Raw genomic sequence first — 13,026 nt, 5'->3', positions numbered from 1 at the left:
GTTGTGCTGCATGCTCATCCGCTGATCACCGGGTCTGTGTCGAGTAGTGCCGCGACCTCGGCCCAGCCGGTGGGCGACACGATCTCGAAGTGGGAGTAGGGCAGTCGGCGCACGACGAGCCGGGCCTGCGCGGCCTGCCAGCCCGCCAGTTGGGTCTCGGTGCGGCCGGGTGTGGTCGCGGTGTCGGCGGCGTAGAGCGCCATCGGGCCGTCGTAGGCGGCCGCTTCGGACGCGGTGACCAGGCCGAGCAGGGTGGTCGCGGCTGCGCGCAGCTTCGTCGCCAGTTCTGGTGCGTCGTCCGGGATTTCGGGGAGCAGCCGGTCCAGGTCGGTGGGGTCGGTGAGTGCGCGGGTCGCCTGTTCGGTGAGATCGGACAGGGCGAACGCGTCGACCAACCCGGTGAAGGCGACCTGCTCGCCCGCCGCGGTCAGCGCGGCCGCCATGGCGTGGGCGATGGTGCCGCCGAGCGAGTAGCCGAGCAGGTGGTAGGGGCCGTGCGGTTGGAATCGGCGGATGGTCGATACGTAGTGCGCGGCCAGGTCGTCGATGGTCTCGGCGCGGAAGGTGTTGTCGCTCAAGGTCGGTAGCTGCAATCCGACGATCGGGCGGTCGGCGCGCAGGAGTTTCGCGAGCGGGCCGAACTGCCAGGCGGTACCGCCCACCGGGTGGATGCAGAACAGTGGCTCGCGCGATCCGGTGGTACGCAGTTCGAGGACATGGTCGAGGCGGGAACCCCAGGCACTCGGAGCATGGGCTTGTAGGCCACGAGACCCGTTGTCCACCTGCGTGATTCGTGCCGCTAACGCGCGTGGTGTCGGAGCCTCGAAGACGTCGTCGAGCACGACGGCCAGGCCGGCTCGCCGGAGCCTGCCCATCACCCGGACCGCGGTGAGGGAGTGGCCGCCCGCCTCGAAGAAGTCGTCGTCCGGGCCGATGTCGGTGACGGACAGGACGGCAGACATCGCCGTACGGATGGCGCTGACGAGGTCAGTTTGCCGGTGAGGGGTGTTGTCGGTGCCGCTCGCGGTCGGGAATCCAGCCGCGCCGATGTTGCCGGTGGTGTTCGAAATGGCGGTGTGGTCGATACCCGTGCCGACGGTGGTTCCGGGTGCGGCGTCGGCCGATTTCGGGTAGCCAGCGGTACTCGGCGCGGGCATTTCGGCGGCACTCATGGTGTACGTCGGGACCGGCAGGGCCTTGCGGTCGATCTTCTCGCTGGTCGTGCGGGGGATGTGGTCGAGGACGACGAACGCGGCCGGGACCATGTAGGCGGGCACCCGTGCTTGCAGGCCGGAACGGACTGCGGTGACGTCGATGGCTGTGTCGGCCTTGGCGACCAGGTAGGCGGCGAGGCGCTGATCGCCGGGGGTGTCCTCGCGCAGGATCACCGCGGAGTGGGCTACGCCCGGGCAGGCGAGCAGGGCTGCCTCGATCTCACCGAGTTCGATGCGCTGCCCACGCAGCTTCACCTGGCTGTCGGCGCGGCCCACGTAGTCGAGTTCGCCGTGCGGGCCCCAGCTCACCAGATCGCCGGTGCGGTACATGCGTTCGCCGTTGCCCAGTGGGTCCGCGACGAACGAACCCGCGGTTCGCGCGGCGCGCGCCAGGTATCCGCGCGCCAATTGTGTTCCGGTGAGGTACAACTCACCGATCACGCCGACCGCAACCGGGCGTAGCTCGGCGTCGAGGACGCGCACGTCGGCACCAGTGGCCGGTAGACCGATCGGGACATTGCCGCTGTCGGCGTCGGAGGTTTCGTGGTGGGTGATGCAGACCGCGGCTTCGGTGGGCCCGTAGAGGTTGTGCACGCGCGCGCCGGTGAGGGTCCTGATCCGCTGTGCGGTCGGTGGTGGCAGCGGCTCGCCGCCGGTGATCACGCAGCGCAGGGCGGTGCAGCCACTCAGATCGGCTTCCTCGGCGAGCACGGTGAGCATCGACGATGTCAGCTGGACCATGCCGACTCGCTCGTTCGCCATCAGTTCGGCGAGATAGTGCGGGTCGCGGTCGAGCCGTCCCGAGACCGGTGCGGCGACGACCCGTGCGCCGACAAGCAGGGGCAGGAAGAGCTCGAGCAGGGACGCGTCGAAAGTCGCCGCTGTGCGGTACAAGACGGTGTCGCCCGCGCCGAACCGGTGCCGTCGCTGCATCCACTCGAAGGTGTTGACGATGGCCGCGTGCGAGACACTCACGCCCTTGGGTTCGCCGGTGGAGCCCGAGGTGAACAGCAGGTACGCGGCATTGCGGGGGAGCAGTGGTGCGAGTCGGTCGAGGTCGGTGACCGCGGTGTCGGCGAAACCGGACAGATCCAGTGCGTCGACCTGCGCTACCAGTGCGCGATCGGTGGTGAAGGCGTCGCTCGCAGTGGTGAGAACCATTGTCGCGGCGGATGTTCCGAGGATTCGGTCGGCGCGTTGCGCGGGGCTGTGTGGGTCCAGCGGGAGGTAGACGCCGCCGGACCGGCACACCGCGTGCGCGGCGACGATCGAGTCGATCCCGCGCGTCATCGCGACGGCGACAACAGTTTCGGGTTGAACGCCCTGGTTGATGAGCCAGCGCGCGAGGCGATGGACCCGGCTGTCGAAGTCACCGAACGAGATCGTCACCCCGTTCGCGCTGACAGCAGGCGCGTCGACGGAGATCGTCGCTGTTGATGACCAGTCGGCGAGCGTGCTGCCGTGTGTTTCCGACGGCATCGCGGATGCCATGGTTTCCCCGACGCCACCGTCGAGATCGGTGGCCAGCGTGGACAATACGGCTCCGAGGCGATCACTCAGCCGCGTGGCGACCGGGTCGGGCACCGTGACCGCGTCATGGTGCAGCATCAGGGCGAACTCGGCCCCGGGCAGTGCGGTGAGCGTGACCGGGAAGTCGGTTAGTCCGTCAACATCGACATCCACCACCTGAACCCCACCCGGATCCGGCTGCAACAGACCGGCTTTCGGGAAGTTCTGGAACACGACGAGCGAATCGAACAACCGCCCGATCCCCACCGCCCGCTCAATAGTGGCCAGACCGAGGTATCCCCTAGCCTGACCCTCGAACGAAGTCTGCTGCAACTGCCCGAACTGCTCGGCCACCGCGCGACCGGCCGCGAGCGAGACCCGCACTGGCACGGTATTGCTGAACAACCCGACCATCCCGCCGACCCCGGCGAGATCGGCGGGCCGCCCGGAAACCACGGTCCCGAACACCACGTCGGTCCGCCCGAAGTGATCCGCCAGCACCATGGCCCACGCGCCCTGCAGCACCGTATTCATGGTCAGCCCGTGCCGCCTGGCGTTCTCGGCCAAAGCCGTCGCCACGTCCGCGGCGAGCGGAACCCGCAGTCCAACGGGACGCGGTCGCTGGACTGCCGTCGAATCGGACGAGCGCGGTGTTCGCGCACCGGCGGTAACCGACTCCGTTGTCGAGTCGGTGTCGAGTACGGCCGGACCGGTGCGCGACGGCGACGCTTCGGCGCCGATCGGGGCGAGCGCAGCCGAATCGATCGCGGATGTAGGGGTGGTGGCGAGCAGAGTCGGTGCGCGCAGGCCGGTGAGGTTCTCGGTCCACCAGCGGAGGGTGGCAGTGGTGTCACGGGCGGCGAGCCAGGTCAGGTAGTCGCCGAAGTAGGCGGGGGCGGGTAGGGCCTCGCCGGTGTAGAGGGCGAGGGTTTCCCGGACCATGGTCGGCACCGACCAGCCGTCGGCCAGGAGGTGGTGGGCGATCAGGACCAACCAGTGCGAGGTGTCGCTGAGGCGGATCAGGACGCCGCGGATCAGTGGCGGGTGGTCGATGTCGAACGGCTCGGCTCCGGCACGCTGGACCGAAAGTCGCGCTTGGGCTGCGGGATCGGTGCTGTCTCGCAGATCCTTGACCTGCCACGAGACACCCGGTGTCCGCGGGACGATCTGCACCGGCTGGTCGAACTGCTCATAACTGAAGGCGGCGCCGAGGTTCGGATGCCGCCGGAGCATGCTCGCGAACGCCGCACCCATGCGCTCCGGGTCGACCGCACCGTCGAGGGTGAACCGGGCCGTCATCGTGTACACGTCGTCGGCACCGTCGCGCAGCGCGTGGAACAGCAGTCCCTCCTGCAGCGGGGACAGCGGCAGCACATCGGCGACCGGGCCGTAGGTGGCGCTGAACGCGTCGATGTCGGTCTGCGAGAGCCCTGTGATCCGGTGACCGGGCGCTGGGGGCAGGGGTGAGTCGTCCCGAACTGCCGACATGAGTGCCGGTACGCGACTTGTGGGCTCGGAACCGCTGACCGATGCCTGCGTCCGGGTGGCGGCTGCGTCGGCGGCCAGCACCGCGAGGCTGCGGCGCGTCAGCAGTTGCTGGGGGAGCAGGGTCAGGCCCTCGGCGCGCAGGGCGCTGCTGACGGTGATGGCGGTGATGCTGTCGCCGCCTACGGCGAAGAAGTCGTCGTCGATGCTGACAGTGTCGAGGCTCAGGGCGGTCGAAACCGCTTGGTGGACAGCATGTTCAGCGGGTGTAGCTGGTGCGCGTCCGGTCTCGTCGGTCGAGGGGTCCGGTAGTGCGGCGCGGTCGAGTTTGCCGTTGACCGTGGTGGGCAGGGTATCGAGGACGACGAGCCGTGCTGGCACCATGTGCTCGGGCACGAGGTCGGCCAGACGGGTGCGCGCGGCCGAGGTATCGAGTTCGCCGGTCGCGACGACGTAGCCGATCAGGGTGGGGCGCCCGGCGACCTCACGGATATCGGCTGCCGCGGTACGGATCTCGGGCAGACCTTCGAGTGCCGCCGCCACATCGCCGAGTTCGACACGGTGGCCCCGGATCTTCACCTGGTTGTCGACCCGCCCCAGGTATTCGTAACCGAGTCCGGGAACCCAGCGCGCCCGGTCGCCGGTGCGATACATCCGCGCTCCCGCGGGCCCGTACGGATCGGCGACGAAAGACTGCGCGGTAGCGGCGAACCGGCCGAGATAGCCGCGCGCGATCTGCGGACCGGCAAGATACAGCTCGCCCACCTGCCCATCGGCGACGATCTGTAACCCGTTGTCCAACAAGTGAACTCGTGAGCCGACCAACGGCAGCCCGATTCGCGGACCAGCCCCGTCGATCGGTGCACCGAGCACGTCCACCGTCGCCTCGGTCGGTCCGTACAGATTCACCGCGGCGAACCCCCCGCGCTCGATCGCACCCCACAGCTCGGCCGAGCAGGCGTCGCCGCCGATCGCCAGCGTCAGTGGCGTCGCGCCGACGCCGCTGGTCAAGCCGTGCTCGAGCAGGGCGGCGAGCAACGTCGGGGTGCCGTCGACGACGTCGATGCCGTCCCGGGCGAACGCTTCGACCAGGGCGGCCGGGTCACGCCGGGTGTCGCTGTCGTACACATGGATGCGATGTCCGGCGGTCATCCAGAGCAGTGGATCCAGTGAGGCGTCGAAGGCGAAGGACGTGGTGTGCGCGATGGTCAGTGGGCGATCGCCTGCCCGCCTCGCGGCGGCGGCATAGATCCCGCGGCGGTGGGCGTCAACGAGCGCGGCCAGCGAGCCGTGCTGGACGACAACGCCTTTCGGTTGTCCGGTGGATCCGGAGGTGTAGATGACGTAGGCCGCGTGCTCGGGCCGCACCGCGTTGTCGAGCGTGTCGAACCGGTCGTCAGTGGTGTCCTGTGCACGGCCGGATCGACGCAGGCCACGGTCGGTGGACGCGTCCAGCCTCGCTCGGAACTCCGCATCGTCGATCGCGACGGCATCGTCACCGAGCCGACCCGCCAACTCGCCCGCGCTGAGCACCACAACGGGTGCCGCGTCCGCGATCGTCGCGCGCAGCCGGGCGACCGGATGTTCCGGATCCAACGGCAGGTAAGCGCCACCGGCCCGCCAGACGGCGAGCAACGCGACCACGAACTCCACATCACGGGGCAGCGCGAGGCCGACGATCGCATCGGGCCCGACCCCGGCGGCACGCAGGAATCGCGCGAGCCGGTCCACCCGAAGCCGCAGTTCGGCCGCGGTGTATTCGGCCTGCGCTGAACTCAGAACCACCGCGTCGGGTCGACGCGCGAACAACTGCTCGAGGATGTCAGGCACCAGCTCGGCCCGGCTCGAATCCGGTTGTGGCAGAAGAGGCTCACACCCTGTGAGTAGCATCGGAGTCGATCGCTGACCCAGCAGCCGCAGGCGCTCGGCCGGATCGAGCAGTTCGAGTGCGCCCACCGCGATCTTGTCCGACCCGGTGAATGTCTCGATCACCCGGACCAACCCGGCGATCCGCCCGTGCACCGTGTCGGCGTCGTTGGTTCGCGCGTCGGATTCGAATCCGAGCAGAACCGTGCCGTCGGGCAGTGGGGTGGCGGTCAGCCCGAGGTCCTCGGGGGGCCCGCCCGCCACATTGCGCAGGACGCCGCGCGCACCGTCGAAATCGAGGGTGAAGTCGAAAACCTTGAGGTTGATGCCGATTCCGTGCAGGAGTTCGCCCGCGCCGTGGCCGTGGAAGTCGCGGGCGAGATCGTCGCCGCTGTAGCGCTGGTGTTTGCGAACCTCGCGCAGGGTGTCGGCGATGCGCGGGCCCAACTCGCCGAGTCGGTCGTCCGCGCGTACCGATACCCGCAGGGGAAGCACGTTCACCGCCATGGCGGGTGTGCGCAGGGCGGCGCGGCCGACGCGGCCCATCAGCAGCATCGAGACCACCACGTCGCCGGTGCCGAGCAGGCGGTGCAGGAACGCGGCATAGCAGGCGACGAGCGCGTCGGCCCAGGTGATGCCGTGCCGTTCGGCGCTGTCCCGCAGTGCCGCGAGCATTTCCGCGGTGAGAATCGCCTCGGCGCGGATGGTCCGCTCGACCGCGCCACCCAGGTGGCGACCGCGACCGTCGAGATCGGGCCACGGGGTGAGCTGGTCACGCCAGTAGGCGCGGTCGGCCTCGAACTCGGGCCCCGCGCGATAGGCCTGCTCCTCGGCGACGAGTTCGGCGATGGTGCCGAAAGTTTGTTTCGGCGAGGGTGTTCCGCGCCTGAGGGACGTGTAGTGGGCGGCGACCCGGCGCGAGAGCAGCGCCGCGCTGTACCCGTCGACGATGAGGTGGTGGTAGAGCTGCACGCACCAGACAACGCAGTCGGAGATCCGGATCAGCGTGTAGTTGTACAGCTGCCGGTCGACCATGCCACGACACCGCTGCGCGGCCTGCGCGCGCTCGAGTGCGACAGCCTCGTAGGCAAGCGCCATCGGCTCCGCCGCCGCACGCAGATCGACGGTCGGCCGCAACACGGCTTCGGACTCGCTCACGAATTGCCTTGGCCCGTCAGCGGTTTCGATGAAACGCAGCCGCATGTTCTCGGCCTCGGTGACGGTGCGACGGATCGCCTCGCTCAGCAGCTCGACATCGATCGGCGCGTCGCCGGTGATCTCGAGTACCTCGCCGACCAGGTAGCGCCCGGACTCGGGATCGAAACGCTGGGCGTTCCAGATGCCGAGCTGCGGTCCGGTCAGCGGCAACGCGAGACCATCGGTCACGGCAACTCCCTCCCTCATCACATCCACAATCAGTTAGGTTAGCCTAACTTAACTAATTGCGGAATACCTACCTTTTCCGACCGCGTCGGTGCAGGTCTAGCGCACTCTCGCGGCGTCCTCGGCCAACGGAATCACCAGTGGCGTACCGGTTTCCGGGTCGTCGACGATCCGGCACCGCAGCGAGAAGACCTCGTCGACGAGGTCTGCGGTCACGATGTCGGCGGGCGCACCTGTCGCGACCACCCGACCGTCGCGCATGGCGATGAGGTGATCGGCGTAGCGGAAGGCGTGATTGAGATCGTGCAGCACGGCCACGACGGTCCGCCCCGACTCCCGGTTCAGCGACCGGCACAGGTCGAGAAGCTGGATCTGATAGGCGATGTCGAGGTAGGTGGTCGGCTCGTCGAGCAGGATCAGCGGGGTGTCCTGGGCGAGCACCATCGCGATCCACACCCGCTGGCGCTGACCACCCGACAGTTCGTCGACCATGCGCGCCGACAGCTCGGTGACGCCGGTCGCCGCCATCGCCGACGCGACGGCCTCCTCGTCGGCCTTCGACCACTGCCGCAGCAGTGTCTGATGTGGATAGCGGCCGCGCGCAACGAGATCGGCGACGCGGATGCCGTCCGGCGCGGTCGAAGTCTGCGGCAACAGGCCGATCTGCCTGGCCACCTGTTTCGCCGGGTAGGAGGTGATCGGCTTGTCATCGAGCAACACACTGCCCGACTCGGGCGTGAGCAGCCGGGCCAGCGCGCGCAGCAGCGTGGACTTGCCGCATGCGTTCGGGCCGATGATCACCGTGAACTTGCCGTCGGGGATGTCCACCGACAGCTGGTCGCTGATCGTGTTGCCCTTGTAACCGAGGCGGACCGAGTCGGCGCGCAGGCGTGAAGTGTCGTTCATCGTTTCGCTTTCCTAGTTCCGTCGCGCCTCGGCGACCAGCAGGTACGCCAGATACAGACCACCGATCGAGACGGTGACGAGGCCGACCGGCACGGTGGTGGGTGCGAACGCTCGCTGGGCGATCCAGTCGCAGGTGACCATCAGCGTCGCCCCCATCGCCGCCGACGGCGCGAGCGCGATCGACGGTGTGCGGGCCAGCCTGCGCGCCAGATGCGGTGCGGCGAGCGCGACGAACGCGATCGGGCCCGCCACCGCCGTTGCCACCGCCGTGAACGAGACGCTGAGCACGATCAGCCAGAGGGTCGCCCGGCTGACATCGAGCCCGAACGCGCGGGCGGTGTCGTCGCCGAGTTCGAGGATCTGCAATCGAGGGGCAGCCGGGATGAGCGTGATCGCCAGCACGCCGAGGATCACCAGCGCCGGACCGACCTGCGGCCACGAGAGCCCGTTGAGTGTTCCGGCACCCCAGGCCGCCGCCGACATCGCCGCGTCCAGGTCGGCGCGCAGGATCAGCCAGGTGTTGACCGAGACCAGCATGGAGCTGACGCCGATGCCGACGATGATCAGCCGGAACCCGGTCACGTTGTGCCGGAAGGCGAGTAGGTGGATGACCAGTGCGGCGCCGAGCCCGCCGATCACCGCGCCCGTCGCGGTCTGCAGGTGCCCGCCGCCGAGGGTCAGGATGGCGATCAGCGCGCCGGTGTAGGCGCCGGTGTTGAACCCGACGATGTCGGGGCTGCCGAGCGGATTCCTGGTCACCGACTGCAGGATGGCGCCGCTCACGCCCAGCGCCGCGCCGAGAATCAGGGCGAGCAGGATGCGCGGCAGCCGCCAGTCCCACACCACCAGCCGGTCGAACCGCTCGTCGCCGATGACGAGCGCGCGCAGCACCCGCAGCGGCGGGATCAGGTAGTCGCCGCTGCCGAGCGCGAGAACCGCCGTCACCAGCGAAATCGTCAGCAGGACAGCGCATACCACGAGGGTGCGCACACCGATCCGGGCCGAGATTCGTGATCCGGGCGGCCGGACCACCAGCATCGTGCGTCCGAAGTCGATCATGCGGTGGCACCTACTCTCGCGCGACGGGCCAGCCAGATCAGCACCGGCGCGCCGAGGAACGCGGTGACCAGGCCTGCGGGTACTTCATCGGGACGAATGACGAGGCGGCCGACCATGTCCGCCGACAGCACGAGAATCGGCGCGAGGATCAGCGAGTAGGCGAAGATCCAGCGCTGATCGGGCCCGATCAGCCACCGGGCCACATGCGGAACCGCGAGGCCGACGAACGCGATCGGGCCCACCGCGGCGGTCGCGGTGCCGCACAGCAGCACCACCGCGAGCGCGGTGAACAGGCGGGTGCGACCCACGTGCACACCCAGCGAGTGCGCGAGATCGTCGCCGAGCGCGACGGCGTTGAGCGAGCGCGCGCACAGCGCCGCGATGATCAGGCCGACCACGATGAACGGGGTCGCGCCGAAAAGGATGTCGAACCCGCGCCCGGTGAGGCCGCCTGCATCCCACTGGCGCATCTCGTCGAAAGCCTTGGGGTGCATCAGGATCAGGCCCCGGGTCAGGCCGCCGAGAACCGCGGTGGCGGCGACGCCGGCCAGCGTCAGCCGCACCGGATCGGTGCCGGATCGGCCTGCGGTGCCCACTCGGTAGACGACCACCGACACCAGGGCGGCACCGAGAAATCCGAACCAGACGTAGGAAGTGATCTGACTCACACCGAAGATCGCGACCGCGATGGTGATCGCGAAGGCGGCGCCGGCGTTGACGCCGAGCAACCCGGGATCGGCGAGGGGATTGCGGGTCAGGCCCTGCATCAGGCAACCGGCGACGCCGAGCGCGAGCCCGACGAGCAGGCCGATCAGGGTCCGTGGCACCCGGTATTCGGTGATGGTCACGTGGTCAGGGGTCGTGCTCACGCCGAAGAGCGCCTGCCAGACATCGCCGATCGCAATGGCTTTCGTGCCGACCAGCAGGCTGAGCGCACAGACTCCGACCAGCACGAATACGGCAAGAATCCACCCGCACCAACGCGGATTTCTCATCAGGGTTCTCTCTCGCGGCGAAACTGGGTCGTCTTGGAGGTTAGCCTAAGCAAGGTCTTGATAGGTGAGGCTTACCTAGCTATGGTCCATCTCGTTCGGAACACAGCTTGTGCGCCGCGCATCATGATGAGGAACACGAAAGGTTCACCCCCGTGAAAATCACAAAATTCGCTCTGCTGGCGTCCACCGTCAGCGTTGCCCTCGGCATCGCCGCCGGAACCAGCCACGCAGCACCCGCCGCGGATGAGCCGATCAACTACACCTCCACGACCACCGAGACCTCGACGATCATCGGTACGGACGCGGGCTCGATGGTGGTCGAGGACGGCGTGTTCAAGATCAAGGCGGCCAACGGCACCACCGTCGCGGGTACCGAATTGTCCTTCCGGGTGGATGAATTCGTCTTCCCGATCGCCGCCGACATCTCCGGCCGCACCGCCACGCTGACCCCGCAGTTCGACCTGGCGCACGCCACCTACAAGCCGGTCGCGCTGCCTTACGAGAACGTGGCTCCGTGGAAGAGTGAGTACGACCGTGAGCAGGCCGCGTGGAGCCGCATGACCGGCACCATCTCCCTGGGCGCCAGCATCGCCACCCTGGTCGGCGGCCTCGGCGGCGCCGCGCTCGGCTGTGTGCTCGGCGGTCTCGCGGGCGCGACTGTCGCCGCGGCGACCATCGTCGGCATGTTCGGTCCGTTCATCCCGGCCGCGGCGGTCGGTTGCATCGGCGGCATCATGGCCATCGGCGCGCTCGGCACCCTCGCGGGCCAGATCTTCGTCACCGCTCCGGTCGCGATCCTGGCCGCGGTGCAGTACTTCACCACGATCAACTCCCCGATGCCGAACAACCCGGCCCCGGCCAAGTAGGCGAAAGACCTCGGCCGAATCGGCCGAACCGAACCTCGCGGAGGGGACAACTCAGCGAGAATCGAATCCCGCCCGGAATCAGCACCGGGCGGGATTCGTCGTGTACGTACCGCACCGGTCAGTCGGTGTCGGTTGCCTTCGCGTTCGGCGCGGGGATGTGGCGCAACAGGGTCATGACCAGCACGGCGGCGATGGCGGTCAGCCCGATACCGACCACCGAATTCACCTGCAGCGCATGGGTGTAGGCCTCGCGGGCGATCGTGGTCAGCTCGGCGCCGAAGGGTTCGGGCAGCGCTGAGGCGACGTACAGTGCGCCCGCGAGGGTGTCCTCGACGGTGTGCGCGATCTCCGGCGGAAGTCCGGCGGGCAGTTGCTCTGTCATCTGCCCGCGGTAGACGGCCGTACCGATGCTGCCGATCACCGCGACGCCGAGTGCGGCCGAGAGTTCCTGACCCGTTTCGGAGATGGCCGAGGCGGCACCGGCGCGTTCCGGGTCCACCGCGCCGACGATCAGGTCGAGGCCGAGCACGAACATCGGGCTCAGGCCCAGCGAGAACACCACCATGCCGGTGACGATCAACGCGAGGTCATCGCTGCCCGAGAGCTGGGTGAAGATCGCGTACCCGACCATCGCGATCACCAGGCCGACTGTCATCAGATACGCAGGCCGGATCTTGGGTGCGAGCGCGCTCACCACGCCCGCCGCCAGGACCATCGCCAGCGCCTGCGGCACGGTCCACAGCCCGGCCTCGAACGCCGAGAGGCCGAGTACCAGTTGCAGATACTGCGAGAGCAACAGGAACAGCCCGCCCATCGCCAGCATCGCGACCATCAACGCGACCAGCGATCCGCTGAATCGGACATTGCCGAACAGGCGCAGGTCGATCAGCGGATTGGCCAGGCGCTGCTGACGCAGGACGAACACCGCGCCCATCGCCAGACCGGCCACCAGCACGCCGACAGCCTCGATCGACCAACCGTCCTTGGCCAGCTCCTTGATGCCGTAGATGACGGCCATCACCGACAGCAGCGACAGCAACGCGCTGAGAATGTCGAGTTTGCCCGGGTTCGGATCCTTGTACTCGGGCAGCAGGAACGGGCCGGTCGCCAGCAGCAGCACCATCGCGGGTACCGCGACCAGGAACACCGAACCCCACCAGAAGTTCTCCAGCATCGCGCCACCGACCAGCGGTCCGATCACCATGCCGACCATGAAGCTGGTCATCCACACGCTGATCGCGGCGGTGCGCTGGCGGTCGTCGTGGAACATGTTGCGGATCAGCGCCAGGGTGGACGGCATCAGCGTCGCGCCCGCGATGCCGAGCAGCGCGCGGGTGCCGATCAGCATGTTCGCGCTGGTCGAGTACGCGGCGATCACCGAGGCGATGCCGAAGGCGATGGCGCCGATCATCAGCAGTTTGCGGCGGCCGATGCGGTCGCCGAGGGTGCCCATGGTGATGAGGAAGCCGGCGACGAGGAAGCCGTAGATGTCGAGGATCCACAGCAGTTGGGAGCTGCTGGGTTCGAGTGCTTCGCTGATGCTGGGAATCGCCAGGTAGAGCACGCTCATGTCCATCGAGATGAGCAGCGTGGGCAGGGCGAGGACAGCCAGCCCGATCCACTCCTTGAGTCCGGCCGTCGTGGTGGATTCCGGCGGGGACTTGTCTTGCTGAGTGGACGTCACACTACGACCGTACCGACGCGAGCGCCTCCTGTGCCAGCGAGTTTTCCGGCGGCACTTAC

General features: G+C 68.4%; 6 protein-coding genes. 1 reads left to right on the top strand and 5 read right to left on the bottom strand.

All coding sequences use genetic code 11. From position 1 onward, the window contains the following. Positions 1 to 14: 14 nt before the first annotated feature. The 4 genes from ACLJPD_RS18380 to ACLJPD_RS18365 form a co-directional block, all read right to left on the bottom strand. Positions 15 to 7,460: an amino acid adenylation domain-containing protein gene (locus ACLJPD_RS18380; RefSeq protein WP_410873508.1), complete on the bottom strand. Its 7,446-nt coding sequence runs from the start codon at positions 7,458 to 7,460 to the stop codon at positions 15 to 17. 96 nt (positions 7,461 to 7,556) lie between these two features. Then, complete coding sequence (locus ACLJPD_RS18375; protein WP_410873506.1) at positions 7,557 to 8,363, bottom strand: ABC transporter ATP-binding protein; 807 nt, start codon at positions 8,361 to 8,363, stop codon at positions 7,557 to 7,559. A gap of 12 nt (positions 8,364 to 8,375) precedes the next feature. Next, positions 8,376 to 9,422, bottom strand: a complete 1,047-nt coding sequence (locus ACLJPD_RS18370; protein WP_410873504.1) for a FecCD family ABC transporter permease — start codon at positions 9,420 to 9,422, stop codon at positions 8,376 to 8,378. After that, the gene (locus tag ACLJPD_RS18365; protein WP_410873502.1) at positions 9,419 to 10,417 is read right to left on the bottom strand and encodes a FecCD family ABC transporter permease; all 999 of its coding nucleotides are present in this window, start codon (positions 10,415 to 10,417) and stop codon (positions 9,419 to 9,421) included. Before ACLJPD_RS18365 ends, ACLJPD_RS18370 begins: the two co-directional genes overlap by 4 nt. A gap of 152 nt (positions 10,418 to 10,569) precedes the next feature. Between ACLJPD_RS18365 and ACLJPD_RS18360 the strand changes: the two genes are divergently transcribed. Beyond that, complete coding sequence (locus tag ACLJPD_RS18360; RefSeq protein WP_410873500.1) at positions 10,570 to 11,283, top strand: hypothetical protein; 714 nt, start codon at positions 10,570 to 10,572, stop codon at positions 11,281 to 11,283. Between the two features lie 118 nt (positions 11,284 to 11,401). Here the strand turns inward: ACLJPD_RS18360 and ACLJPD_RS18355 are convergent, their stop codons facing one another. Next, a complete protein-coding gene (locus ACLJPD_RS18355) occupies positions 11,402 to 12,967 on the bottom strand; it encodes an MFS transporter (protein ID WP_410873498.1) in 1,566 nt (521 codons plus the stop codon). Positions 12,968 to 13,026 lie beyond the last annotated feature (59 nt).

It is taken from the genome of Nocardia sp. A7 (assembly GCF_046549215.1).
In the GTDB taxonomy this organism is placed as follows: Bacteria; Actinomycetota; Actinomycetes; order Mycobacteriales; family Mycobacteriaceae; genus Nocardia.
Note: the sequence above shows the minus strand (reverse complement) of the source record. Positions and strands in the feature narration are given on the sequence as shown.

Bases quoted from the DNA above. Each gene is read 5' to 3' on its own strand.
- ACLJPD_RS18365 (WP_410873502.1), bottom strand. From the start codon at position 10,417: ATGAGAAATCCGCGTTGGTGCGGGTGGATTCTTGCCGTATTCGTGCTG.
- ACLJPD_RS18370 (WP_410873504.1), bottom strand. From the start codon at position 9,422: ATGATCGACTTCGGACGCACGATGCTGGTGGTCCGGCCGCCCGGATCA.
- ACLJPD_RS18375 (WP_410873506.1), bottom strand. From the start codon at position 8,363: ATGAACGACACTTCACGCCTGCGCGCCGACTCGGTCCGCCTCGGTTAC.